Source organism: Streptomyces sp. BE20, from assembly GCF_036322525.1.
Lineage (GTDB): Bacteria > Actinomycetota > Actinomycetes > Streptomycetales > Streptomycetaceae > Kitasatospora.
Map to the genome: position 1 here is coordinate 17,238 of NZ_JAQYWW010001085.1, position 24,430 is coordinate 41,667.

At 73.8% G+C, this 24,430-nt stretch carries 23 protein-coding genes; 19 read left to right on the top strand and 4 right to left on the bottom strand.

Translation table 11 applies throughout. The annotated features are described in order from the left end of the window. Positions 1–9: 9 nt before the first annotated feature. Positions 10–522: a DUF3515 family protein gene (locus tag PUR61_RS31200; protein WP_329882854.1), complete on the bottom strand. Its 513-nt coding sequence runs from the start codon at positions 520–522 to the stop codon at positions 10–12. Between the two features lie 20 nt (positions 523–542). Continuing rightward, complete coding sequence (locus PUR61_RS31205) at positions 543–776, bottom strand: Lrp/AsnC family transcriptional regulator (RefSeq protein WP_329882855.1); 234 nt, start codon at positions 774–776, stop codon at positions 543–545. A 219-nt stretch (positions 777–995) separates the two neighbouring features. Here PUR61_RS31205 and PUR61_RS31210 point away from each other — a divergent pair, with 219 nt between their 5' ends. The 3 genes from PUR61_RS31210 (at position 996) to thiD (ending at position 4,192) form a co-directional block, all read left to right on the top strand. Further along, positions 996–1,961, top strand: a complete 966-nt coding sequence (locus PUR61_RS31210) for a thiamine-phosphate kinase (protein WP_329882856.1) — start codon at positions 996–998, stop codon at positions 1,959–1,961. 332 nt (positions 1,962–2,293) lie between these two features. Then, the gene (locus PUR61_RS31215; protein ID WP_329882857.1) at positions 2,294–3,319 is read left to right on the top strand and encodes a 6-phosphofructokinase; all 1,026 of its coding nucleotides are present in this window, start codon (positions 2,294–2,296) and stop codon (positions 3,317–3,319) included. 24 nt (positions 3,320–3,343) lie between these two features. Then, entirely contained in the window at positions 3,344–4,192 is an 849-nt protein-coding gene (gene thiD / locus PUR61_RS31220) for a bifunctional hydroxymethylpyrimidine kinase/phosphomethylpyrimidine kinase (RefSeq protein WP_329882858.1), read from the top strand. 139 nt (positions 4,193–4,331) lie between these two features. On the opposite strand, the gene rpmB is transcribed toward thiD, so the two are convergent. Continuing rightward, positions 4,332–4,517: a 50S ribosomal protein L28 gene (gene rpmB / locus PUR61_RS31225; protein ID WP_014138233.1), complete on the bottom strand. Its 186-nt coding sequence runs from the start codon at positions 4,515–4,517 to the stop codon at positions 4,332–4,334. A gap of 283 nt (positions 4,518–4,800) precedes the next feature. Between rpmB and PUR61_RS31230 the strand changes: the two genes are divergently transcribed. The 10 genes from PUR61_RS31230 to mutM all read left to right on the top strand — a co-directional run bounded on the left by PUR61_RS31230 (position 4,801) and on the right by mutM (position 14,855). Next, positions 4,801–6,432, top strand: a complete 1,632-nt coding sequence (locus PUR61_RS31230) for a DAK2 domain-containing protein (RefSeq protein ID WP_329882859.1) — start codon at positions 4,801–4,803, stop codon at positions 6,430–6,432. A 108-nt stretch (positions 6,433–6,540) separates the two neighbouring features. Then, on the top strand, positions 6,541–8,781 hold the full coding sequence (recG, locus tag PUR61_RS31235; protein WP_329882860.1) for an ATP-dependent DNA helicase RecG: 2,241 nt from the start codon (positions 6,541–6,543) through the stop codon (positions 8,779–8,781). 104 nt (positions 8,782–8,885) lie between these two features. Continuing rightward, entirely contained in the window at positions 8,886–9,410 is a 525-nt protein-coding gene (locus PUR61_RS31240) for a hypothetical protein (RefSeq protein WP_329882861.1), read from the top strand. A 144-nt stretch (positions 9,411–9,554) separates the two neighbouring features. Continuing rightward, positions 9,555–10,139, top strand: coding sequence for a 16S rRNA (guanine(966)-N(2))-methyltransferase RsmD (gene rsmD / locus PUR61_RS31245; RefSeq protein ID WP_329882862.1), 585 nt, complete (start codon positions 9,555–9,557; stop codon positions 10,137–10,139). A 51-nt stretch (positions 10,140–10,190) separates the two neighbouring features. Continuing rightward, positions 10,191–10,682 (top strand): pantetheine-phosphate adenylyltransferase, encoded by a 492-nt coding sequence (coaD, locus tag PUR61_RS31250; RefSeq protein WP_329882863.1) that lies wholly within the window; start codon positions 10,191–10,193, stop codon positions 10,680–10,682. 227 nt (positions 10,683–10,909) lie between these two features. Next, the gene (locus PUR61_RS31255; protein ID WP_329882864.1) at positions 10,910–12,148 is read left to right on the top strand and encodes a cell division initiation protein; all 1,239 of its coding nucleotides are present in this window, start codon (positions 10,910–10,912) and stop codon (positions 12,146–12,148) included. Positions 12,149–12,289: 141 nt separating this feature from the next. Then, positions 12,290–12,934 (top strand): YceD family protein, encoded by a 645-nt coding sequence (locus PUR61_RS31260; protein WP_329882865.1) that lies wholly within the window; start codon positions 12,290–12,292, stop codon positions 12,932–12,934. 2 nt (positions 12,935–12,936) lie between these two features. Beyond that, positions 12,937–13,110 carry a 50S ribosomal protein L32 gene (rpmF, locus tag PUR61_RS31265; protein WP_030056747.1) on the top strand — a complete coding sequence of 58 codons (174 nt, stop codon included), beginning with the start codon at positions 12,937–12,939 and terminating at the stop codon, positions 13,108–13,110. Positions 13,111–13,130: 20 nt separating this feature from the next. Then, positions 13,131–13,919 carry a ribonuclease III gene (gene rnc / locus PUR61_RS31270; protein ID WP_329882866.1) on the top strand — a complete coding sequence of 263 codons (789 nt, stop codon included), beginning with the start codon at positions 13,131–13,133 and terminating at the stop codon, positions 13,917–13,919. Between the two features lie 57 nt (positions 13,920–13,976). Beyond that, positions 13,977–14,855, top strand: coding sequence for a bifunctional DNA-formamidopyrimidine glycosylase/DNA-(apurinic or apyrimidinic site) lyase (gene mutM / locus PUR61_RS31275; RefSeq protein ID WP_329882867.1), 879 nt, complete (start codon positions 13,977–13,979; stop codon positions 14,853–14,855). Positions 14,856–14,861: 6 nt separating this feature from the next. Here mutM and PUR61_RS31280 read toward each other — a convergent pair whose 3' ends face one another. Then, a complete protein-coding gene (locus PUR61_RS31280) occupies positions 14,862–15,782 on the bottom strand; it encodes a hypothetical protein (protein ID WP_329882868.1) in 921 nt (306 codons plus the stop codon). A 348-nt stretch (positions 15,783–16,130) separates the two neighbouring features. On the opposite strand from PUR61_RS31280, the gene PUR61_RS31285 reads away from it, so the two are divergent. The 6 genes from PUR61_RS31285 to ftsY all read left to right on the top strand — a co-directional run bounded on the left by PUR61_RS31285 (position 16,131) and on the right by ftsY (position 24,335). Continuing rightward, positions 16,131–17,510 carry a hypothetical protein gene (locus PUR61_RS31285; protein WP_329882869.1) on the top strand — a complete coding sequence of 460 codons (1,380 nt, stop codon included), beginning with the start codon at positions 16,131–16,133 and terminating at the stop codon, positions 17,508–17,510. A 192-nt stretch (positions 17,511–17,702) separates the two neighbouring features. Further along, positions 17,703–18,209 carry a winged helix-turn-helix transcriptional regulator gene (locus PUR61_RS31290; RefSeq protein WP_329882870.1) on the top strand — a complete coding sequence of 169 codons (507 nt, stop codon included), beginning with the start codon at positions 17,703–17,705 and terminating at the stop codon, positions 18,207–18,209. Positions 18,210–18,244: 35 nt separating this feature from the next. Then, the gene (locus PUR61_RS31295; RefSeq protein ID WP_329882871.1) at positions 18,245–18,544 is read left to right on the top strand and encodes an acylphosphatase; all 300 of its coding nucleotides are present in this window, start codon (positions 18,245–18,247) and stop codon (positions 18,542–18,544) included. Between the two features lie 422 nt (positions 18,545–18,966). Beyond that, a complete protein-coding gene (locus PUR61_RS31300) occupies positions 18,967–19,170 on the top strand; it encodes a hypothetical protein (protein ID WP_327681011.1) in 204 nt (67 codons plus the stop codon). A 298-nt stretch (positions 19,171–19,468) separates the two neighbouring features. After that, on the top strand, positions 19,469–23,083 hold the full coding sequence (gene smc, locus PUR61_RS31305) for a chromosome segregation protein SMC (protein ID WP_329882872.1): 3,615 nt from the start codon (positions 19,469–19,471) through the stop codon (positions 23,081–23,083). A 46-nt stretch (positions 23,084–23,129) separates the two neighbouring features. Then, positions 23,130–24,335 carry a signal recognition particle-docking protein FtsY gene (gene ftsY / locus PUR61_RS31310; RefSeq protein ID WP_329882873.1) on the top strand — a complete coding sequence of 402 codons (1,206 nt, stop codon included), beginning with the start codon at positions 23,130–23,132 and terminating at the stop codon, positions 24,333–24,335. Positions 24,336–24,430: the final 95 nt, after the last annotated feature.

The window sequence follows — 24,430 nt, forward strand, 5'->3', positions numbered from 1 at the left end:
CGTGCGGCACTACGGGATGGTGGCCCTCACCGCGTCGGAGAGCGCGGCGGCGGCGTCGAGCGGGTTGGCGAGGGCCCCGCCGGGGACGGTCAACTCGACGAACACGGCCCGCTGGGTGACGGTGAGCCGGTAGCCGCCGTCCTTCAGCGGCTCCGGCCACCAGGTGACGTCGTTGATCGTCGGCGAGATCTCCTTCTGCCTCTCGTCGACCAGCCCCTCCGGGTGCGGCACGCCGCAGCGCAGTACGACGCGCGGCGACGAGGCCCAGGCGGCGGTGTACGGGGAGGCGGGCCCGGGGTCCTTGCGCGGGTGCCCGATCAGGTCCTGCGGCAGCGCGGCGTCCAGGGCCCGGCAGTACGCGGCGGCCCTGGGGGCGGGCGTGGGGGCGTCGACCTTCTCGGGAGCGCCCCAGTTGCCGACCAGCACCACGATGGTGCAGGTCAGCGCGAGCGGCACCGCCAGCCAACGGACCGGGGCCGGCAGTGCCGCGAGGAGGCGGGGGGCACGGAATTCTCGGGTCACCCGCCGATGGTATGCGCGGCTTACAGGTGGACCACCGGACAGGTCAGGGTCCGGGTGATTCCCTCGACCTGCTGAACCTTCGCGACGACGAGGCGGCCGAGGTCGTCGACCGTGTCGGCCTCCGCGCGGACGATCACGTCGTAGGGCCCGGTCACGTCCTCGGCCTGGAGGACACCGGGGATCTTGGAGATCGACTCGGCCACGGAGCTGGCCTTGCCGACCTCGGTCTGAATCAGGATGTAGGCCTGTACCACGGGGACCTCCCGGCGGCTGGGTACGGGGATCGCCGCCGTGATCGCCCGGTCAGGCGTCGGGGGTGGGGCACGGGCTCACCGGCAGTCTGATCACCACGCTACCGCGCAGCGGGGCAGGGAGGGGAGACCTGTGCGCCGTCGGAGGGCGTACGCTGCGCGCGGAAGCGACTTGGACGTACGACGCAGGTGCGCACGTGATGGAGACCGAGAGGACGGCAGATGCAGGGGACCGTGGGCGAGCTGGGCGAGTTCGGACTCATCAGGGAGCTGACCGCCCGGGTACCGCTCACCGACGCGGTCGACCTCGGCCCGGGTGACGACGCCGCGGTGGTGAAGGCGCCGGACGGCCGGGTGGTGGCCACCACGGACGTGCTGATCGAGAACCGGCACTTCCGCCGGGACTGGTCCACCGCCTACGACGTGGGCCGCAAGGCCGCCGCGCAGAACCTCGCCGACGTGGCCGCGATGGGCGCGGTGCCGACCGCGATCCTGCTGGGTCTGGTCGCGCCCGCCGATCTGCCCACCACCTGGGCGACCGAGCTGATGGACGGCCTGCGCGACGAGTGCCAGGTGGCCGGTGCGACCGTGGTCGGCGGCGACGTGGTGCGCGGGGACACCATCACGCTGGCCATCACGGCGCTCGGAGATCTGCAGGGGCGTGCGCCCGTGACGCGCGCCGGTGCTCAGGTGGGTGACGTGGTGGCGGTCACCGGCTGGCTGGGCTGGTCGGCGGCCGGACTGACCGTGCTGCAGCGCGGCTTCCGCTCCCCGAGGGCCTTCGTCGAGGCGCACCGCCGCCCCGAGCCGCCCTACCACGCCGGTCCGGCCGGCTCCGAGTTGGGCGCCACCTCGATGATCGACGTGAGTGACGGGCTGGTCGCCGACCTGGGCCACGTCGCCAAGGCCAGCGCGGTGGACATCGACCTGCGGGCCGCCGACTTCGACGTCCCGGTCCAGATGGCGGACATCGGGCAGGCGGTCGGGGTGGACCCGCTGGTCTGGGTGCTCTCCGGCGGCGAGGACCACGCGATCGTGGCGACCTTCCCGCGCGGGGTCCAACTGCCCGCCCGCTGGCGGGTGGTCGGTGAGGTCGTGGGGCGGGCCCGGGCGGCGCGCGGCGGCCGGGTGACAGTGGACGGCGAGGCCTGGGACCGGGTCGGCGGCTGGGACCACTTCTCGGAGTGAGGACGGTCGGCCACCTGCGGCCGGCCACCTGCGGCCGGCCACCTGCGGTCGGTCGTTGCGGGACCGGCCGTTCAAGGGTCGGCCGTTCCGTGGGTCGGCCGGCCCGGCGGCCGACGGACGCGCGGGGCCGGTGGGTTGACGCCCCGCCGGGGGCGGGAACGGGGGCAGGAACGGGGCGCGGCCGAGGGCGCGCGACGCTCCGGGTACGTCCCGCGATCCGGCTCCGGACGGGCCGAGCGCGTAGGCTTGCCGCATCCGGACCGCCCGTCTTCGGCGTGAGTGGTCTGAACCACTGTGGTCTGAACCACTTCGGAGCGGGAGAGCACACCACCATGCGTATCGGTGTCCTGACCAGCGGCGGCGACTGCCCCGGCCTGAACGCGGTGATCCGTTCCGTGGTGCACCGGGGAACCGATGTGCACGGCGACGAGATCGTCGGCATCGAGGACGGCTTCCTCGGCCTGATCGAGGGCCGCACCCGCCCGGTCTCCCACGACGACGTCACCGGCCTGCTGACCCTCGGCGGCACCATCCTCGGCTCGGCCCGGGTGCAGCGCGACCGGATCGCCTGGGCGGTGGAGAACGCCAAGACCCTCGCCCGCGACATCGGCATCGACGCGCTGATCGCGATCGGCGGCGAGGGCACGCTCACCGCCGCCAAGATGTTCAGCGACGCCGGACTCCCCGTGGTCGGGGTGCCCAAGACCATCGACAACGACATCGACGCCACCGACGTCACCTTCGGCTTCGACACCGCGGTGCACGTCGCGACCGAGGCGATCGACCGGCTGAAGACCACCGCCGAATCCCACCAGCGCGTCATGGTGGTCGAGTTGATGGGCCGGCACACCGGCTGGATCACCCTCACCGCCGGCATGGCGGGCGGCGCGCACGGCATCCTCATCCCGGAGAAGCCGTTCGACATCGAGGGGGTGGCCCGGATGGTCGAGGACCGTTTCGCCCGCGGCAAGAAGTTCGCCATCATCGCCGTCGCCGAGGGCGCCGCACCGATGCCCGGCACCATGCGCTTCGACCACGGCGAGGTCGACCGGTTCGGGCACCGCACCTTCGGCGGGATCGGCAACCGGCTCGCCCACGAGCTGGAGAACCTGCTCGGCAAGGAGGCCCGCCCGGTGATCCTCGGTCACACCCAGCGCGGCGGCACCCCGACCGCCCGGGACCGGGTGCTCGCCACCCGGTTCGGCTGGCACGCGGTCGAGGCCGTCCACCAGGGCGCGTTCGGCCACTTCACCGCGCTGCGCCGGGGCGAGATCCGCCTGGTGCCGGTCGCCGAGGCCGTCACCCGGCTCAAGACCGTGCCGGAGGACCGCTGGGCGGAGTCGGAGGCGGTGCTCTGAACCGGCGCCGGTAGGTTGGAGGGCATGTCGCTCCCGTCCTCCACCCCCGCCCCCGGCGGCCGCCCGTCGCCGGGCGGCCCCTCCGCCGCACCTCCCCGCGTCCTCACGGTGGCCGGCTCCGACTCCGGCGGCGGCGCCGGTATCCAGGCCGACCTCAAGGCGATGCTCGCCCTCGGCGTCCACGGCATGAGCGTGATCACGGCCGTCACCGCGCAGAACTCGCTCGGCGTCCAGGGCTACTGGGAACTCCCCGCCGAGGCCGTCCGCGCCCAGTTCCGCAGCGTGGTGGACGACATCGGCGTCCAGGCCGTGAAGACCGGCATGCTCGCCTCCGTCGAGCTGGTGGAGACCGTCGCCGGACTGCTGGTCGACGTCGACGTGCCCGTCGTGGTCGACCCGGTCGGCGTCTCCAAGCACGGCGACGCGCTGCTCGCCGCCGAGGCCGTCGCGACCGTCCGGGAGAAGCTGCTGCCGGTCGCCACCCTCGCCACGCCCAACCTGCACGAGGTGACGCAGCTCACCGGGCGCACCGTGGAGAGCGAGGCGCAGATGGCCGACGCGGCCAAGGCGCTGCTCGACCTCGGGCCGCGCTGGGTGCTGGTCAAGGGCGGCCACCTGGAGGGCGACGCGGCCGACCTGCTCTACGGCGGCGCGGGGGAGGAGTACTGGTTCCGGGCACCGCGCCACGACAACCGGCACACCCACGGCACGGGCTGCACGCTGGCCAGCGCGATCGCCTCCGGACTGGCCAAGGGCGAGCCGCTGCCGGAGGCCGTGGCCTCCGCGAAGGAGTACATCACCGGCGCGATCACCGGCGGGTTCGCGCTGGGAGGCGGGATCGGGCCGGTCGACCACGCCTGGCGTTGGCGCTGAACCGACCGGAAAGACCGATGGGCGGGCCCGGGGGCCCGCCCATCGGCGGAAGGGTCGGCGGGGTTCGCCGGGCAAACAGGAAGCCGGCTCATCCGAGGATGAACCGGCTTGCTGGAGGACCGGCGTACCGGTCTGCGCGTCAGCGCGAGACCTTACCGGCCTTGATGCACGAGGTGCAGACGTTGAGCCGCTTCGGCGTCCGCCCAATCACAGCGCGCACCGTCTGAATGTTGGGGTTCCAACGACGGGGGGTACGGCGGTGAGAGTGGGAGATGCTGTTGCCGAAGCCCGGCCCCTTGCCGCAGACGTCGCAGTTGGCAGCCACAGGAGTCACTCCAAGACTTCAGATCATTTACGTTCGAAAACCCCGCTGGACCAGCGGAGCACTCGCGTGAACCGGACCGGGCCGAAGGGTGAGCCTGAACCTGTTCCAGGCAACCGGAAGAGCATACAACGCTTGCTTCCGTTCAACGAAACTACCACGACCGGCCGAGTGATCGCTCTGCCCGCCGCTCCGGGCACCGTCCCGCGGCCCCCGATAACCTGCCGGTATCACCCCTCGCCGTTCACCCTCAGGCCATCACGGCGTCCCATCCGGAGGAGACCTGGTGCTGCACACGCTCGACGCCCCGGCCGTGCGCAGCTGGTGCCAGCTGGCCCTGCGCGCGCTCGGCCAGGCCCGTGAGGAGATCGACGCGCTCAACGTCTATCCCGTCCCGGACGGCGACACCGGCACCAACCTGTACCTGACCGTCGAGTCGGCCGCCGCGGCGGTGGAGAGCCGGTTCGCCGACCCGGGACCGGGCGGGGTGCCGGGGCTCGCCGAGACCGCCCGGGCGATGGCCCGCGGCGCGCTGGTCGGCGCCCGCGGCAACTCCGGGGTGATCCTCGCCCAGTGGCTGCGCGGCACCGCCGAGACGCTCGCCGAGGGCGGCGGCGCCGACCAGCTGCGGGCCGCCCTCCAACGGGCGGCCGACTCCGCCTACCAGGCCGTCGCCGAGCCGGTCGAGGGCACCCTGCTCACCGTCGCCCGGGTCGCCGCCCGGGAGGCGGGCCGGGCCGGTGCGGGGCTCGGCCAGGTCGCCGACACCGCGTACCGGGCCGCCCGGGACGCGCTGCGGCGCACCCCCGAACAGCTCGCCGTGCTCGCCGAGAACGGGGTGGTGGACGCCGGGGGCCGCGGCCTGGTCGCCGTCCTCGGCGCGCTCGCCGACGCGGTGGCCGGGCACCAGCCGATGGGCCCGGTCGCCCTGCGCGGGGACCTCCACGTGGTGGAGAGCTGCTCCGGACACGTCCGCCCGCCCGGGCCGGGCCACCCCGCGTTCGAGGTCATCTACCTGCTGGACGCCCCCGACGAGGCCCTGCCGGCGCTGCGCGAACGGCTGGCGGCTCTCGGTGACTCGCTGGTGGTCGGCGGCGGCGACGGACTCTGGAACGTGCACGTCCACGTGGACGACGCGGGCGCCGCCGTCGAGGCCGGGGTCGGGGCCGGGCGTCCGCACCAGATCCGGATCACCCACTTCGCCGAGGCCGCCGCCCGGGCCGGCACCACCGCCGACCGCGGCGAGGCCGAGCGGCGCACCCGCGCGGTGCTCTCGGTGGTCTCGGGCGCGGGCCTGGCCGAACTCTGCGAGCAGGCCGGCGCGGTCGTGCTGCACGCCGAGCCCGGCCGCCCGCCGGCCAGCGCCGAACTCACCGCCGCCGTCCGCCGGTCCGCCGCCCGCGAGGTCGTGCTGCTGCTCAACGACCCGGAGCTGCGGGCCGCCGCGGGCGCCGCCGCCGACCAGCTGCGCGAGGAGGGCGTCCGGATCGCCGTCCTGCCCACCCGGTCGCCGGTCCAGGGCCTGGCCGCGCTCGCCGTGCACGAGTCCGCCCGGCGCTTCGACGAGGACGTGGTCGCCATGACCTCCGCGGCCGGCGCCACCCGGTACGCCGAACTGGCGGTCGCCGAGGGGGAGTCCTGGACCATGGCCGGGGTCTGCCAGGCCGGCGACGTGCTCGGGCTGATCGACGGGGACGTCGCGGTGATCGGCACCGGGCTGGCCGAGGTCGGCACGAGCGTGCTGGACCGGATGCTCGGCGCCGGCGGCGAACTGGTCACCCTGATCCTCGGCGAGGGCGCGCCCGAGGGGCTGGCCGAGCGGATGGTCGCGCACGCCCGGCACCGGCGGCCCGAGGTGGACGCGGTGGTCTTCCACGGCGGCCAGGAGTCGGCGCCGCTGCTCATCGGCGTGGAGTGAGGCGGCTCCGCGGGCGGCTCCGCGGGCCGCGCCGGACCGGGGCGGCCGGAGGGCGCGTCGGTGGAGTGAGGGCCGGTCTGTCGGTCCCGTGGTGTAAACAAGGCCCTGATGGGCGCTCTCGATGAACCACTGACCAAGCTCGTCGGCGACCGGACCGCCAAGGTGCTCGCCGACAGCCTCAAGCTGCGCACGGTCGGGGACCTGCTGCACCACTACCCGCGCCGCTACGTCGAACGCGGCCAGCTCACCAGCCTGGACGAGCTGGAGATCGACGAGCACGTCACCGTGCTGGCCAGGGTCGAGAAGGTCACCCTGATCCCGTTCCGCGGGCGCAAGGGCGACCGGCTGGAGGTCGTCGTCACCGACGGCCGCAGCCGGCTCTCGCTGGTCTTCTTCAACCAGGGCTGGCGGCAGAAGGAGCTGAAGGGCGGCTCCCAGGGCCTGTTCGCGGGCAAGGTGGGCGTCTTCAACCGCACCCGCCAGCTGGTCTCGCCGGACTACCAGCTGCTCGACGCGGACGCGGACGCCGGCGCCGCCCAGCAGTTCGCCGGCCGGCTCATCCCCGTGTACGGCGCCAGCGCCCAGATGCCCAGCTGGAAGCTCTCGCTCTGCGTCGAGACGGCGCTCACCAAGCACCTGTCCGACGTCGGCGAGCCGCTCCCCGCCGAACTGCGCGAGCGGCACGACCTGATCCCGCTGCCCGAGGCGCTCGAACTGATCCACCGCCCGCGCAACCAGGCCGACCGCGAACGCGCCCAGGAGCGGCTCCGCTGGGACGAGGCGTTCGTCCTCCAGGTCGCCCTCGCGCAGCGCCGGGCCGCCGACTCCGCCCTGCCCGCCAAGCCGCGCAGGGCCCGGGAGGGCGGCCTGCTCGACGCCTTCGACGCCCGGCTGCCGTTCACCCTCACGGAGGGCCAGCAGAAGGTCTCCGCCGAGATCGCCGCCGACCTGGCGGGCGAACACCCGATGCACCGCCTGCTCCAGGGCGAGGTCGGCTCCGGCAAGACCCTGGTCGCGCTGCGCGCCATGCTCGCCGTGGTGGACGCCGGCGGACAGGCGGTGCTGCTCGCGCCCACCGAGGTCCTGGCCCAGCAGCACCACCGCTCGATCGTCGAGATGATGGGCGACCTGGCCGAGGGCGGTCTGCTCGGCGGCTCCGACCTGGGCACCCGGGTGGCGCTGCTCACCGGCTCGATGGGCGTCCCGGCCCGCCGCCAGGTGCTGCTCGACATGGCCTGCGGGGACGCCGGCATCGCGATCGGCACCCACGCGCTGATCGAGGACAAGGTGCAGTTCCAGGACCTCGGCCTGGTCGTGGTCGACGAGCAGCACCGCTTCGGCGTCGAGCAGCGCGACGCGCTGCGCGCCAAGGGCGACCAGCCGCCGCACCTGCTGGTGATGACCGCCACCCCGATCCCGCGCACCGTCGCGATGACCGTCTTCGGGGACTTGGAGACCTCCGTGCTGGACCAGCTTCCGGCCGGCCGCTCGCCCATCTCCACCCACGTCGTCCCGGCCGTCGAGAAGCCCAACTTCCTGGCGCGGGCCTGGGAGCGGGTCCGCGAGGAGGTGACCCGGGGCCACCAGGCGTACGTGGTCTGCCCCCGGATCGGGGACGAGGAGCCCGCCGACCCGAAGGCCGCGAAGGGCGCGAAGAAGCGGCGCCGGGCCGAGGACGAGCTGGAGGACCTCACCGACGACGCACCGGACGAGGGCGCCGCGAGCGACGAGCGGCGGCCCCCGCTCTCCGTCGTGGAGACCGCCGCGAAGCTGGTCGGGGGCCCGCTGGCCGGGCTGCGGGTGGAGATCCTGCACGGCCGGCTGACGCCCGAGGCCAAGGACGACGTGATGCGCCGGTTCACGGCCGGCGCGGTGGACGTGCTGGTCGCGACCACGGTGATCGAGGTCGGCGTCAACGTCCCGAACTCCACCGTGATGGTGATCATGGACGCGGACCGGTTCGGCGTCTCCCAGCTCCACCAGCTCCGCGGCCGGGTCGGGCGCGGCTCCGCCGCCGGGCTCTGCCTGCTGGTCAGCGACATGCCCGCGGGCAGCGCCGCCCGGGCCCGGCTGGACGCGGTGGCCGGCACGCTGGACGGCTTCCAGCTGTCCCGGATCGACCTCGAACAGCGCCGCGAGGGCGACGTCCTGGGCCAGGCGCAGTCGGGTGTGAAGTCCTCGCTCAAGGTGCTCTCGGTGCTGGAGGACGAGGAGGTCATCGTGACCGCCCGCACCGAGGCCACCCGGCTGGTCGCCGAGGACCCCGGGCTGACCGCCCACCCGGAGCTGCGCACCGCGCTGGCGAGCCTGCTCGACGAGGACCGTGCGGAGTATCTGGAGAAGGGCTGAGGCCCGCTCGGCCGAGCCCGACTGTCAGACCCTCGGGAGAGAATGAAGGTGTTCAGGACGCACCCCCAAGGTGCGTTCCTGGCACGACACTTGGGGGTTTTGCCATGGCATTCCGTCATCTCAACGAGCTCCCGCTGGGCGACAAGGTCTTCCGGATCGAACTCGCCAGCGACGACGACCGCGAGGTCACCCTCACCCTCACCGGCTGGCGCGAGGGGGAAGCGGCCGCGCCGCTCGCCTCCGGACGGCTGCGGCTGCCGGTCGAGGACGTCGCCTCGCTCCGGATCGCGCTCAACCGGGCGCTCCGGGCCCTGGCGATCGTCGCCGACGTCTCCGAGCCCATCCCCGACCGTGACGTGCTGCGCGAGCTCTACCCCGGACACGGCGCCCCCTGGGTGCCGCAGCACGAGGAGGAACTGGTCCGGCGGTTCCACGAGAACGAGACCGTCGCCCGGATCGCCGCCCGCTTCGGCCGTACGCCCGACTCCGTCCGCACCAAGCTGCGGGAGCTCGGCCACGACCCGCGCCGCCCCGAGTACTGCCCGCCCGACGGCTGCCTCTCCTGGTCCCGCTACGCCTCGCCGACGCTGCTCGGCGCGGCCGTTCCGGCCCAGGCGGCGGGGGAGTAGCCGGCATCCGGTCCGTGGGCGCGACGGGGGCGCGGCGTCCGCGGTGACGAGCTGAAGCGAGGGGGGGAGGGCCCCGCCGGTCGGACCGGCGGGGCCCGGCCCGTATAGCGTGGTCGGGCAGCGACGAAAGGACCTCCCACCACCATGACCCGCGTGATCGCCGGGGCGGCCGGCGGCCGCCGACTGGCCGTACCGCCCGGTCGGGGCACCCGCCCGACCTCCGACAAGGCCCGCGAGGCGATGTTCTCCACCTTGGAGGCGCTGCGCGGCACCCTGCACGGCATCCGGATGCTGGACCTGTTCGGCGGGTCCGGCGCGGTCGGCCTGGAGGCGCTGTCGCGCGGCGCCGAGCACGTGCTGCTGGTCGAGGCCGACGCCCAGGCGGCCCGGGTGATCCGGGAGAACGTCCGGACGATCGGACTGCCGGGCGCGCTGGTGAAGGCCGCCAGGGCGGAGAAGGTGATCGCCGGGCCGGCTCCGGAGGCTCCGTACGACCTCGTCTTCCTCGACCCGCCGTACGTCGTCACCGACGACGAGGTGCGCGAGATGCTGATCACACTGTCGGCCGGGGGCTGGCTCGCGGCCGACGCACTCGTCACCGTGGAGCGCAGCACCCGGGGCGGCGAGTTCGGCTGGCCGGAGGGCTTCGAGGTACTGCGCTCGCGCCGGTACGGCGAGGGCACCCTCTGGTACGGTCGCGCCGCCGCCGAGACCCGTCGCCACCCGTAGCGGGCCGAGGCCCGCAGCAGTCTCGTCACCCCATGAGGGAGCACCAACGCCATGCGCCGTGCCGTCTGCCCCGGATCGTTCGACCCGATCACCAACGGTCACCTCGACATCATCGAGCGGGCCTCGAAGCTGTACGACGTGGTGCACGTCGCGGTGTTGATCAACCGCAACAAGGAGGGCATGTTCAGCGTCGAGGAGCGGATCGCGCTGATCGAGGAGACCACCGCGCAGTACGGGAACGTCGTGGTCGAGTCGCACCTCGGCCTGCTGGTGGACTTCTGCCGGGAGCGGGACATCCCGGCGATCATCAAGGGCCTGCGCGCCGTCAGCGACTTCGACTACGAGCTGCAGATGGCCCAGATGAACCACGGGCTGACCGGCGTCGAGACGCTCTTCGTGCCGACGTCGCCGACGTACAGCTTCCTCTCCTCGACGCTGGTCAAGGAGGTGGCCTCGTACGGCGGCGACGTCTCGCACCTGCTGCCGGAGACGGTGCACGGCCGCTTGGTCGAGCGGATCGCCGAGCGGCGCGCCGGGCGGTAGCGCGCGACGGGGCGGCCGGCCCGCGGGGTGGGCCCGGTGGTGACCTCCGGTCCGTTTCTGCCGGTTCGTCACGATATGTCGGTCAGGTGGGTGGTCGGCCCCGTCCGGACGTTGTGACCTCGCCCCGCCGTGGCCGTACAGTCTGTATTCCTGCCCTGCGGTGAGGTGCACCGCGCCGGGCGCTGCCTCCGCCGGACCGTCGGCGGCACACGGAAAGACGAAGCCCCGTGGACGTGCAGAACAAGGTCGACGAGATCGTGGCCGCCGTCGAGAACGCCCGCTCGATGCCCATGTCGGCCTCCTGCGTGGTGAACCGGGCCGAGCTGGTCGGCCTGCTCCAGGACCTGCGGTCGGCACTGCCCGCCGAGTTGGCCCAGGCCCAGTCGGTGATGGCCGACCACGAGTCCGTGGTCGCGGACGCCCAGTCCGAGGCCGACCGGATCATCCAGGGGGCGCACGCCGAACGGGGCTCGCTGATCTCCGACACCGAGGTGGTCCGCCGCGCCCAGGCCGAGGCCGACCGGATCCTCGTCGAGGCCCGCGCCGAGGTCGACACCAAGCGCGCCGAGGCCGACGACTACGTGGACAGCAAGCTGGCCAACTTCGAGGTCGTGCTCACCAAGACGCTCGGCGCCGTCGGCCGCGGCCGGACCAAGCTGCGCGGCGACGCGAGCGTCTTCGAGAACGACTTCGACAGTGAGAGCGACGGCGAGGAGTTCCAGCCGCAGCGGACCAGCCCGAGCCCCGAGGTCGACGAGTACGTCGATGTGAAGCTCGCCACCCTGGAGAACGTGCTCAGCGCGACCCTGGAGGCGGTCGGCAAGGGCCGCGACAAGCTGCTCGGCAAGCGGCCGATCGACGAGCTGGGCGCCTACCTGGCCGCCGCCGACCAGGCGCAGCAGGCCAAGGAGCGGGCCGAGGCGGTCGCCGCGGGCTTCGCCGGGGACGCCGACGGCGCCGACATCGCGTGGTACCGCGAGGAGGTTCCGCAGCAGCAGAGCTGGCCGGAGCAGGCCCCGGCGGCGGCGGGCTGGCAGTCCCCCGGGGCCGACCAGTACGCGGCTGCGCAGCAGGGCGGCGGCCAGTACGCGGAGGTGTACGGCGGCGGCTTCGACCCGGCGATCGGCCAGGGGGGCGACCCGTACGCCGGCCAGTACGGCTACGGCCAGCAGGTCCCGCAGATCCAGCACGCGCAGCAGGTCCAGCACGTGCAGCAACCCGGCTACCCGGAGGGCCGGCAGGGCCAGCAGGGCGGGTACGACTACCCGCCCCAGCACCAGGGGTACGCCGCCCAGCAGTACGACGCCTGGGGCAACCCCCAGCCCGAGGCCGGGGCCGGCTACCCGCAGCCGCCGGCCAACCCGCCGGCCCTTCCGCAGCAGGCGCAGCCCGGCCTGGACGAGACCAGCTTCTTCGACACCAGCATGATCGACATGACCCGGCTCCGGGAGCTCGGCGGGAGGTAGTGGCCGGGAGCGAAGTTGGGCCTGGCCGGAGACTCCGGTAGTCTGACCACTCCGGCCTCTCCGTGTCGGGCCGTCGGTCTGCCCGCGCATCCATTCGATGAGTGGCGCCGCACATCAGTTTTCTCAGGAAGTCAGGACACCTTGAACCGCCTCGACCACCGCGACCCCCTCGTGTTCGACACGCACGAGCTGGGCCGTCGTCCGGGTGCGCTGCGCAAGGTGAGCCGGACCCTGGAGGCCCCCGAGGGCCTGGGGATCATCGACGTGATCGGTGTTCCCGAGAAGAGTGAGATGGTTCTGGAGCTCCGCCTGGAGTCCGTGGTCGAGGGCGTGCTGGTGACCGGCACCGCCGAGACCGTGGTCGAGGGCGAGTGTGTACGGTGCCTGGAGCCGGTCGAGTTCGACCTCGACGTGGACTTCCAGGAGCTGTACTACTACCCGGAGTCCGACGAGCGCCATCGCGCCCGGACCGCCGGGACCGAGGACCTCGAAGAGGACTCGGAAGAAGAGACTTACCGTCTGGAGGGCGACTACTTCGACCTCCGGCCGGTGCTGCGTGACGCGGTGGTGCTCGCACTGCCGCTGCAGCCGGTGTGCCAGGAAGACTGCCTGGGCCTGTGCTCCGAGTGCGGAGCGCGCCTGAGCGACGACCCGGCGCACCACCACGACGCCGCCGACCCCCGGTGGGCGGCTCTGCAGGGACTCTCCGCCGCCCCTGGCGACGAGGGTGACGGAATCAAGTACAGCGACACCCGTGAGGGTCTCGCCGAGAACCAGGAGAAGTAGCCGTGGCTGTTCCGAAGCGGAAGATGTCGCGCAGCAACACGCGCCACCGTCGGTCCAACTGGAAGGCCGTTGTTCCGGCCCTCGTGGCGTGCGACCGCTGCCACGAGCCGAAGCTGGGTCACATCGCGTGCCCGAGCTGCGGCACGTACAACCGTCGCCAGGTCCTCTCGGTCTGATCGGCGGGGTGCACGGATCGATGTCGGACGGTAACTCTTCCCGCAAGGCGACCACCGCAACGAAGGCTCCTTCGGGTGGCGGAAAGGCCGGCGGGCCGGCTTCGACCGAATACGACGTCCTGGAAGGGCGCCTCGGGTACACGCTCGAGCGCGCCCTTCTGGTGCGTGCCCTGACCCACCGCTCGTACGCGTACGAGAACGGCGGGCTGCCCACCAACGAGCGCCTGGAGTTCCTCGGCGACTCGGTGCTGGGCCTGGTGGTGACCGACACCCTCTACCGCGTCCACCCGGACGTCCCGGAGGGCACGCTCGCCAAGCTGCGCGCCGCGGTGGTCAACTCGCGCGCGCTCGCCGACGTCGGACGCGGCCTGGAGCTCGGCACGTTCATCCGGCTCGGCAAGGGCGAGGAGGGCACCGGCGGCCGCGACAAGTCGTCGATCCTCGCCGACACCGTCGAGGCCGTGATCGGCGCCGTCTACCTGGACCAGGGTCTGGACGCGGCCACCGAGTTCGTCCACCGGCTGTTCGACCCGCTGATCGAGGAATCCTCTCAGCTGGGCGCGGGCCTGGACTGGAAGACCAGCCTCCAGGAGCTCACCGCCTCGGTGGGCATCGGAGTGCCGGAGTACGTGGTCGAGGAGTCCGGTCCGGACCACGAGAAGACCTTCACCGCGGCGGCCCGGGTGGCCGGCGAGGACTTCGGCAGCGGCGTCGGCCGCTCGAAGAAGGAAGCCGAGCAGAAGGCCGCGGAGAGCGCCTGGCGGGCGATCAAGGAGAAGTACGCCGACCGCCTGCCCGGCGGCGCCTGAGCACGCAGTAGCCTTCCTCCAGCAGACGCAGTTCCCCGTCGCAGGAGGCTTGTTCCCGTGCCCGAACTTCCCGAGGTCGAGGTCGTCCGCCGCGGTCTGGCGAACTGGGTCGCCGGACGGACCGTGGCCGGGGTCGAGGTGCTGCACCCGCGTGCGGTGCGGCGCCAGCAGGCCGGCGCGGCCGACTTCGCCGCCCGGCTCACCGGCACCACCCTCGGCACCGCGCAGCGGCGGGGCAAGTACCTGTGGGTGCCGCTCGCCGGCACCGGGGCCGGGTTCGCGCTGATCGGCCACCTCGGGATGAGCGGCCAGCTGCTCGTCCAGGACCCGTCCGCGCCGGACGAGAAGCACCTGCGGGTCCGGCTGCGGTTCGGCGACGGCGGGCGCGAGCTGCGCTTCGTCGACCAGCGGACCTTCGGCGGGCTGGCGGTCGAGGAGGCCGAGGACGGCGACCCGGAGGGCACCCCGGTCTCCATCGCGCACATCGCCCGCGACCCGCTCGACCCGCGCTTCGACGACGCCGCCTTCGTGACCGCGCTGCGCCTCAGGCGCACCACCGTCAAGCGCGCGCTGCTGGACCAGACGCTGATCAGCGGGGTCGGCAACATCTACGCGGACGAGGCGCTCTGGCGCACCCGGCTGCACTACGACCGCCCGACCGGGTCCCTCACCCGCCCGCAGGCGCTGCTGCTGCTGGCCAACGCCCGGGACGTGATGTCCGCGGCGCTGGCCGTCGGCGGCACCAGTTTCGACAGCCTGTACGTCAACGTGAACGGCGAGAGCGGCTACTTCTCCCGGGACCTGGACGCCTACGGCCGCGAGCAGGAGCCGTGCCGGCGCTGCGGGACACCGATCCGGCGGGCCGCCTGGATGAACCGGTCCAGCTACTTCTGCCCCCGCTGCCAGCGGGTGCCGCGGGTCCGCAGCGGGGGCTGAGCGGCCTCAGTGCTTGGCGAGTTCGGGCTGCGGCCGTTCGGCTTCGGGCGCGCCGTGGGTGTCCTGGCCGAAGTAGGCGACGCCGACCGCGGCGACCACCGAGAGCAGGAAGCCGGCCACGCCGAGCCAGCCGAGCCCGGCCTTCGAGGAGTCGCCGAGCCAGAGCACGCCGACCGCGCCGGGCAGCACCGTCTCACCGACGACCAGGGCCGCGGTGGCCCCGTTCACCGAGCCGATCTGCAGCGCCACGGTGTGCACGTACATGCCGCCGATGCCGCCGACGAGGATCGCGTACAGGGCCGGGTCGGAGAGCAGCGCGCCGAGCTCGAACGGCTCGATCCCGTTGAGGATGCGCACGCCGACGCCGAGCGCGCCGAAGCCCAGACCGGAGAGCAGGCCGGCGACGATCGCGCCGTTGGCCCCCATCCGGCGGACCAACAGGCCACCGCCGACCAGCAGCACGGTGGTGATCGCCAGCAGCCCCCAGTGGAAGGCCATCGCGGCGTGGTGGCCGCCCTCCGGTCCGGCCGAGACCGCCAGCAGCACCAGCGCCGAGCAGAGCACGCCGATCGACACCCACTCCAGCTGCTTGAGCCGGATCCCGAGCAGCTTGATCGACAGCACCGCGGTGATCACCAGGTTGGCACTGATGATGGTCTGGGAGAGGAACAGCGGCAGCAGCCGGGCGGCCAGCGCGCCGAGGCCGAAGCCGATGAAGTCCAGCACCGTGCCGAGGATGAACTCCCAGGTCACGGCCGCCTTGGCGGTGGAGGAGAGGCTCGGCCCGCCGTGCGCGGTGGTCCCGGCGGCGGAGGCGCCCTTGGCGGCCTCCTCCCGGGCGGAGCGGCGTGATCCGACGGCCTGCAGGACCGAGCCGATGCCGTAGCAGGCGGAGGCCGCCACGGCGGTGACGAGGCCGATCAACACGCTGTGCTCCGATCGAGAGGAATGCGGGAGGAGAGGAGTGCGGGAGGAGAGGAGTGCGGGAGGGATGGTCAAGAGAAGGTCATGAACGGGCCGTACGGCCACCACTATGCCCGGTCGCGGAGTACGGTCGGACCGCCCCCCGGTGGTCGTCGCGAGCTGCGGTGACCCGCCGGAACGTACGTCCGGGCAGGTGGCCGGGTTCCCGCTGCCCGCCCGGCTCAGGGACCCGCCCGGGTAGAGATCATCCCCGGGGAGGGGACGCACCCCGGCGGACGGTGGGGGTCACCCGGCAGGCCGTACCCGACGGGTATGCCGTACCGGAGGGCCCGGAGAGGTAGCGTCGATGGCATGAGAACCCTTGCTCGACGACGTTCCCGGGCCGCCGGGCCGCCGGCCCTGGTGGCGGCGCTGCTCGGGCTGCTGCTCGGGTTGCTGCTCCTGGTGACGCCGGCGGCCTCGGCGGCGGGCGGGCTGGACGACGCGGCCGCCACGCTCAAGCAGGGCCGGGTGTACGTCGACCCGGCCATGGCCGGCCGGTTCGACCAGGGGCAGGCCGACGCGCTGACCGAGAAGATCCGCAAGACCGACAAGCCGATCTTCGTCGCGGTGGTCCCGGCCGCGGCTCCGTACGGCGCCCAGACGGTCTTCGACGACCTGCGGACCAAGGTCGGCATCACCGGTACCTACGCCGTCTGGCGCGGCGACCAGTTCCAGGCCCGCTCGGACCGGGCCGCGCTGGCCGGCGAGAGCGCCGAACGGATCGCGGGCGCCTCCTTCCGCTCGCACCCCGGCGACATCGGCGCCACCCTCGACGACTTCGTCGACACCGCAGCCCCGCAGGTCAAGGGGAACGGTGTGAACAGCGGTGCGGGCGGCGCCTCGACCGCCGCGATCGTGGTCCCGCTGGCCCTGCTCGCACTGGCCGGTACCGGCGTCTTCCTGCTCTTCCGCCGCGCGAAGCGGCGCAAGGAGGAGCAGCGCCGGGCCGAACTCGCACAGCTGCGACGGGTCGTCGACGAGGACATCACGGCCTACGGCGAGGAGCTCGACCGGCTCGACTTCGACCCGGGTGCCGCGGACGCGGACGACGTGCAGCGCGGCGACTACACCCACGCCCTGGACTCCTATGACCGGGCCAAGCGTCTGATGGACGAGGCCAGGGGACCGCACGACGTGAAGCCGGTCACCGAGGCGCTGGAGGACGGCCGGTTCGCGCTGGCCACCCTGGAGGCCCGGCGGGAGAGCGGGCCGCTGCCGGAGCGGCGTCCGCCGTGCTTCTTCGACCCGCGGCACGGCCCGTCGGTGCAGGACGCCGACTGGGCCCCGGCGGACGGCGCGGCGCGCACCGTCCCGGTCTGCCGCGCCGACGCGGAGCGGCTGGCGGCCGGGCAGACCCCGGACATCCGGACCGTCCCGACCGAGCACGGGCCGCAGCCGTACTGGAACGCCGGACCGGCGTACGGGCCCTGGGCGGGCGGCTACTTCGGCGGCTTCGGCGGCGGCGGGCTGCTGCCGGGCCTGCTGGTCGGCACGATGCTCGGTTCGATGATGGCCACCCCGGCCTACGCGGCCGGCGCGGGCGACGCCGGTTCCGGCTACGAGGGCGGCGACGTCTCCGGGGCCGACTACAACTCCTCCGACTTCGACGGCGGGTTCGGCGGCGGCGACTACGGGGGCGGCGGCGGAGGCGACTTCGGTGGCGGCGGCGACTTCGGCGGAGGGTTCTGACTCCGTCGTTCGGCTCCGGCCGGTGCGAGGACCGGCCGGCGGCCCCGCCGGACGACCGGCGGGGCCGCGGCGTCCGTCCGGGGAGTGGCCCGGACGGCGCCGGATCCGACCCGCTGATCCATGTCCGGCATGGTTCCGGGGCCCCGGCCGTACGGGTTTGAGAAGGCAACCCGGTGTGGGAAGGTGGAGGACGTGACGCCCCGCACCCCTTCAGCCGTTCCCGCCGCGCCCGCCCTGCCGGGGCGGCCCTGCTCGATCGCCGCCGCGCTGCACGTGGTGGGGGAGAAGTGGGCGCTGCTCGCCGTGCGGGAGCTGTTCTACGGCAACCACCGGTTCGACCGGATCGCCCGGAACACCGGGGCGCCCCGCGACCGGCTCACCGCCCGGCTGCGCGCGCTGGAAGAGGCCGGCGTGGTCGAACGGCGCGCGTACAGCGAACGCCCGCCCCGGTACGAGTACCACCTGACGGAGGCGGGCCGCGACCTCGCGCCCCTCAGCCAGGCCCTGCTCGGCTGGGGCGACCGGTGGCTGATGCCGGAGCCTCCGGTCGGCCTGGAGCACGACCCGCAGGGGCACGAACCGCACCCGTACGACCCGGCCTGGGTCTGCCGCACCTGCGGCGGGGAGGGGCGCCGCGCGGACCTGCGGATCGAGGTCCACAGCCCGGGCTGGACGACGGAGGGCCCGACGGCGCCGTGACGCGGGCCGTCGCCCGGCCGGATAGGGTCGGGGGCATGCACGGTCGCGACGCCCACAGTGAGGAGCCGGTCCGGGTCACCGCCTGGGTACGGGGCAAGGTCCAGCAGGTCGGCTTCCGCTGGTGGACCAGGGCGCGGGCGCTGGAGATCGGCCTCACCGGCTACGCGAGCAACCTCGGCGACGGCCGGGTGCAGGTGGTGGCCGAGGGCGTCGCCGTCGACTGCGAACACCTGCTCGCCCTGCTCAGGGGCGCCGGCACACCGGGCCGGGTCGCCGGGGTGACCGAGATCTGGACCGCCGTCGGCACGGGTTACGAGGGCTTCGAGATCCGCTGAGCCGGACCCGGTCCGGTTCCGGCCCTGACCGGGTCCGGAACCCGTGCGAAAGGATCGGCAACTGGCGGTGTCGTACGGTTGCCATCCGGGCAGACTCGTGGTTGACTCCGCATCGGACGATGATCCACGAGCTCGTGGTGGACCTCCCCGCGACCGCCCGGCGTGACCACACCGCCAGGCAGGTGACAGGGGCGCGGTAGCGTGCGGTGATCGTGTTGACCCGTACCGTCTTTGGTGAGACGCTGGAAACCCGCGCACACGACCGCGTTATCCCGGCAGGCGCATGCCCTCGTGAGCCCAGCTCACGGCGGTTGTGCCGTAGTGCCCAGCCAGCACTGCCGGTGCGCGACGCGCGTGCGTCCCCCTTCCCCCTAGACCTGTTCCGTTCCGGTTCGGTCACTCAGCGTGGAGGACCATTCATCATGGCAAAGGCGCTTCTCGGGTACGTCGGCGGCCCCGACCCGCGAATGCTCTCCGAGATGCGACGGCTGCAGCAGCGCGTTCAGGATCTTGAATCCGAGCTCATTCGGATGCAGGCCGAGAACGACGCTCTCACCGCTGTCGCTGACGAGCACTCGCTGCTCAGCAGCATCGATCTGGACCAGCGGGAGCCGGCTCTCACCTGAGTCCCGCCCGATCCCTCGATCGACGTCGTTGTGCACTGAGCCGCCCCGAAAGGGACGCAGCTTGCAAGGGACGCCCCGCGTGGCGTCCCTTCGTCGTGTCCGGAGCGTTTCGGGACGGCGCCCGGCGCCCGGCGCCCGGTGGCCGGGGACCGGCGCCGCGCCCGGCGCGGTGTGGTGGCGGTCCGGTGGCCCGGGGCCGGACCGGCCGGTCCGACCGGTGTGTCCGGGCACGATCGCCGCAGGTGCGGACGGATACAGTCGCCGCAGAGCCCGGTGAGCGATGTGAGGAGACCGGCGCGTGCACCTGAAGAGCCTGACGCTGCGCGGGTTCAAGTCCTTCGCCTCCGCCACCACCCTGCGGTTCGAACCCGGCATCACCTGCGTGGTCGGGCCCAACGGCTCCGGCAAGTCCAACGTCGTCGACGCGCTCTCCTGGGTGATGGGCGAGCAGGGTGCCAAGTCGCTGCGCGGCGGCAAGATGGAGGACGTCATCTTCGCCGGGACCAGCGGGCGCGCCCCGCTCGGCCGCGCCGAGGTCAGCCTCACCATCGACAACTCCGACGGCGCCCTGCCGATCGAGTACGCCGAGGTGACCATCACCCGGACGATGTTCCGCAACGGCGGCAGCGAGTACGCGCTCAACGGCGACACCTGCCGGCTGCTCGACATCCAGGAACTCCTCTCCGACTCCGGCATCGGCCGCGAGATGCACGTCATCGTCGGCCAGGGTCAGCTCGACTCCGTCCTGCACGCCGACCCGATGGGCCGCCGCGCCTTCATCGAGGAGGCGGCCGGCGTCCTCAAGCACCGCAAGCGCAAGGAGAAGGCGCTCCGGAAACTGGACGCGATGCAGGTCAACCTCAACCGCGTCCAGGACCTGGTGGCCGAACTCCGCCGCCAGCTCGGCCCGCTCGGCCGGCAGGCCCGGATCGCCCGGCGCGCCGCCGGCATCCAGGCCGACCTGCGCGACGCCCGGCTCCGGCTGCTCGCCGACGACCTGCTCGCCCTGCGCCGGGCGGTCGAGGCCGAGATCGCCGACGAGCTCGCGCTGCGGCTGCGCCGCTCCACCGTCGAACAGGAACTGGGCCGGGCGATCGGCCGCGAGGCGGTGCTGGAGGCCCAGGTCCAGCAGCTCGGACCGGGTCTGGAGGCGGCCCGGCAGACCTGGTACCTGCTCTCCGCGCTGGCCGAGCGGACCCGCGGCACCATCGGGCTGGCCGAGGCCCGGGCCCGGCACGCGGTGGCCGGCGGGCAGACCGAGGAACGGCGCGGACGGGACCCGGAGGAGTCGGAGCAGGAGGCCGAACGGGTCCGCGAGGAGGAGGCCGCGCTGGCCGGGGCGCTGGAGGAGGCCCGGTACGCGCTGGCCGAGGCGGTCGAGACCAAGGGCGAGCTGGAGCGCGACCTCGCCGCCGAGGAACGGCGGCTCAAGGACGCCGCCCGGGCGATCGCCGACCGCCGGGAGGGGCTGGCCCGGCTGCAGGGGCAGGCCGCCGCCGCGCGTTCCAGGGCCGCCGCCGCCGAGGCCGAGACCGGCCGGCTCGCCGAGGCCCGGGACGAGGCGCTGCAGCGTGCCGAGGCCGCCCGGTGCGAGCACGAGGAGCTGGCGTCCCGGGTCGACACCTCGGCCGAGGACGAACGGGCCGACACCGCGCACGAGACCGCCCGGGAGCGGCTCGCCGCCGTCGAGCGGGACCTCGTGGCCGCGCGCGAGGCGGCCGGCGCCGCCGAACGCGAGCGGGCCGGACTGACCGCCCGACACGAGGCGCTGGCGCTCGGCCTGCGCCGCAAGGACGGCAGCGGCGCGCTGCTGGCCGCGGGCGACCGGCTGGCCGGGCTGCTCGGCCCGGCGGCCGCGCTGCTGCGGATCGCCCCCGGCCACGAGACCGCCCTCGCCGCCGCGTTCGGCGCGGCGGCGGACGCGGTGGCCGTCGACTCGCCCGCCGCGGCGGCCGGCGCGCTCCGGCTGCTGCGCACGGAGGACGCCGGCCGGGCCGCCCTGCTGATCGCCGGCGCGCCCGAACCCGCCCGCCCGGTCGGGGAGTTGCCGCCCGGTGCCCGCTGGGCCGCCGAACTCGTCGACGCACCGGCCGGGTTGCTGCCCGCCGTGGGCGAACTGCTCTCCGGCGTCGCGGTGGTCGACTCGCTGGACGACGCCGTCCGCCTGGTCGCCGCGCACCCCGGGGTGGCCGCCGTCACCGCACAGGGCGACCGGCTCGGCGCGGGCTTCGCGCACGGCGGCTCCGGCGGCGCGCCCAGCCTGCTGGAGACCCAGGCGGCGGTGGACGAGACGGCCCGCGCGCTCGGCGAACTCGCCGTCCGCTGCGCCGAGTCGGCCGAGCGTCTGGCCGAACTGACCGATCAGCGGAGCGAGTCGGCGGCCGAACTCGACCGACTTGCCCTCCGGCAGCGGCAACGGGAGCGGGACCGGGCCGAGGTCGCGGGCACACTCGGCCGGCTCGGCGGCCAGGCCCGGGCGGCCGTCGGCGAGGCCGAGCGGCTCACGGCCGCCGCCGTCCGCGCCGAGGACGGGCTCGACCGGCTGCTCGCCACCGCCGAGGAACTGGCCGAACGTCTCGCCGCGGCCGAGGAGTCGGCCGCCGCGGGGGAGGACGAGCCCGATCCCGCCGAGCAGCAGCGGCTGGCAGCCGGCGCGACCGCCGCCCGGCAGGCCGAACTGGAGGCCCGGCTCGCGGTCCGCACCCACGAGGAGCGGGTCCGCGCCCTGGCGGGCCGGGCCGATCAGCTGGAACGGGCCGCCCGCGCCGAGCGCGAGGCGCGCGCCCGGGCGGCCGAGCGCCGCCGACGGGCCGCGCACGACGAGGGCGTCGCGAACGCCGTCGCGGCGGGCGCCCGGCAGCTGGCGGCCTGCCTGGAGGTGTCGCTGGCCCGCGCGGACGCCGGCCGGGCCGCAGTCGAGCAGGCACGCGCCTCGCGTGAGGCGGAGCTGAGGGAGCACCGCGAACTCGGGCGCGAACTCAAGGACGAGCTGGACAAGTTGGTCGACGCGGGCCACCGGGACGAGGTGCTGCGGGCCGAGAAGCGGCTGCGGATCGAGCAGCTGGAGTCCCGCGCGCTGGAGGAGTTCGGCATCGACGGGGGCGAACTGCTGGCCTCCTACGGGCCGGACCGGCTCGTCCCGCCGTCCACGCCCGAGGAGGGGCAGGAGCCGGGGGAGGCGCGTCCGTACGTCCGGTCCGAGCAGGAGAAGCGGCTGCGGGCGGCGGAAAAGGCGTACCAGCAGCTCGGCAAGGTCAACCCGCTGGCGCTGGAGGAGTTCGCCGCCCTGGAGGAGCGCCACACCTTCCTCGGCGAGCAGCTCGACGACCTCAAGCGGAGCCGGCGCGACCTGCTCGACATCGTCAAGGACGTCGACCAACGGGTGGAGCAGCTGTTCACCTCCGCCTACCACGACACCGCGGCGCAGTTCGAAGGCGTCTTCTCCCGGCTCTTCCCCGGCGGGGAGGGCCGGCTCGTGCTCACCGACCCCGACTCCATGCTGACCACCGGCGTCGAGGTGGAGGCCCGTCCGCCCGGCAAGAGGGTCAAGCGGCTCTCGCTGCTCTCCGGGGGCGAGCGCTCGCTGACCGCGGTGGCGCTGCTGGTCTCGATCTTCAAGGCCCGGCCCAGCCCGTTCTACGTGATGGACGAGGTGGAGGCCGCGCTGGACGAGAGCAACCTGCGGCGGCTGATCGGGATCATGGAGGAGCTCCGGGAGAGCTCCCAGCTGATCGTGATCACCCACCAGAAGCTGACCATGGAGTCCGCCGACGCCCTGTACGGGGTGACCATGAAGGGGGACGGCATCTCCCAGGTGATCAGCCAGCGCCTGCGCGGGGGGACGACCCCCGGACGCCGGGCCGGCGAAGGGGTCCGGGAACGGCCGGACGCCATCGGTAGCACAACGGTCTAGCCGCCTGCGGTCCGTCCGGGCCCCCGTCACGGATACTGGACGGGTTATGGAATACGTGATTCTTGCCGTAGTCATCGCGGTGGTCGCCGTCGGAGCGATCGCCGGACTCGTCGTTTCCGGCAGACGACGCCAGCAGCTGCCCCCGAAGTCGCAGGCGCCGGTCATCACGGCGCCCCCGACCCCGCGCGAGCCCGCCGTCGGCGAGGAGGCCGCGCCGCCGACCGAGGAGCCCCGTCGCACCGTCGAGGAGGTGGAGCTCCCCGAGGCCGAGGACGAGGCCGTCCCCGGACCGTCCGTGGCCGAGGAGGTTCCGGCCCTCGACGTCCCCGAGCCCACCGCCGGCCGGCTGGTCCGGCTGCGCTCCCGGCTCTCCCGTTCGCAGAACTCGCTCGGCAAGGGCCTGCTCTCGCTGCTCTCGCGCGAGCACCTCGACGAGGACACCTGGGAGGAGATCGAGGAGACCCTGCTGATCGCCGACGTCGGCGTCGCCCCCACCCAGGAGCTGGTCGAGCGGCTGCGCACCCGGGTGAAGGTGCTCGGCACCCGCACCCCGGACGAGCTGCGCGGGCTGCTCCGCGAGGAGCTGGTCGAGCTGATCGGCAAGGACGCCGACCGCACGGTCCACTCCACCAGGCACGAGGAGGGTCCGGCCGTCGTCCTGGTGGTCGGCGTCAACGGTGTCGGCAAGACCACCACCACCGGCAAGCTGGCCCGGGTGCTGGTCGCCGACGGCCGCACGGTGGTGCTCGGCGCGGCCGACACCTTCCGCGCCGCCGCCGCAGACCAGCTGCAGACCTGGGGCGAGCGGGTCGGCGCGCGCACCGTGCGCGGGCCCGAGGGCGGCGACCCGGCCTCGATCGCGTTCGACGCGGTCAAGGAGGGCATCGCCGAGGGCGTCGACACCGTGCTCGTGGACACCGCGGGCCGGCTGCACACCAAGACCGGCCTGATGGACGAGCTGGGCAAGGTCAAGCGGGTGATCGAGAAGCACGGTCCGGTGGACGAGGTGCTGCTCGTCCTGGACGCCACCACCGGTCAGAACGGGCTCGTCCAGGCCCGTGTCTTCGCCGAGGTGGTCGACATCACCGGCATCGTGCTGACCAAGCTGGACGGCACCGCCAAGGGCGGCATCGTGGTCGCGGTCCAGCGCGAGCTGGGCGTCCCGGTGAAGCTGATCGGGCTCGGCGAGGGTGCGGACGACCTGGCGCCGTTCGAGCCGGGTGCGTTCGTGGACGCGCTGATCGGGGACTGACCCCGGCCCGCCCGGTCCTTCCGAGAAGGGTCCGCTCCGTGAGGGGCGGGCCCTTCGGCGTGTCCGGGGCGTGTCCGGTGACCCCGCTCGCCGCT

Excerpts from the sequence above, each read along its gene's own strand:
- ftsY (WP_329882873.1), top strand. The coding sequence starts at position 23,130 with ATGGAATACGTGATTCTTGCCGTAGTCATCGCGGTGGTCGCCGTCGGA.
- coaD (WP_329882863.1), top strand. The coding sequence starts at position 10,191 with ATGCGCCGTGCCGTCTGCCCCGGATCGTTCGACCCGATCACCAACGGT.
- PUR61_RS31215 (WP_329882857.1), top strand. The coding sequence starts at position 2,294 with ATGCGTATCGGTGTCCTGACCAGCGGCGGCGACTGCCCCGGCCTGAAC.
- PUR61_RS31285 (WP_329882869.1), top strand. The coding sequence starts at position 16,131 with ATGAGAACCCTTGCTCGACGACGTTCCCGGGCCGCCGGGCCGCCGGCC.
- PUR61_RS31295 (WP_329882871.1), top strand. The coding sequence starts at position 18,245 with ATGCACGGTCGCGACGCCCACAGTGAGGAGCCGGTCCGGGTCACCGCC.
- PUR61_RS31300 (WP_327681011.1), top strand. The coding sequence starts at position 18,967 with ATGGCAAAGGCGCTTCTCGGGTACGTCGGCGGCCCCGACCCGCGAATG.
- recG (WP_329882860.1), top strand. The coding sequence starts at position 6,541 with ATGGGCGCTCTCGATGAACCACTGACCAAGCTCGTCGGCGACCGGACC.
- PUR61_RS31210 (WP_329882856.1), top strand. The coding sequence starts at position 996 with ATGCAGGGGACCGTGGGCGAGCTGGGCGAGTTCGGACTCATCAGGGAG.
- rsmD (WP_329882862.1), top strand. The coding sequence starts at position 9,555 with ATGACCCGCGTGATCGCCGGGGCGGCCGGCGGCCGCCGACTGGCCGTA.
- thiD (WP_329882858.1), top strand. The coding sequence starts at position 3,344 with ATGTCGCTCCCGTCCTCCACCCCCGCCCCCGGCGGCCGCCCGTCGCCG.
- rnc (WP_329882866.1), top strand. The coding sequence starts at position 13,131 with ATGTCGGACGGTAACTCTTCCCGCAAGGCGACCACCGCAACGAAGGCT.
- PUR61_RS31240 (WP_329882861.1), top strand. The coding sequence starts at position 8,886 with ATGGCATTCCGTCATCTCAACGAGCTCCCGCTGGGCGACAAGGTCTTC.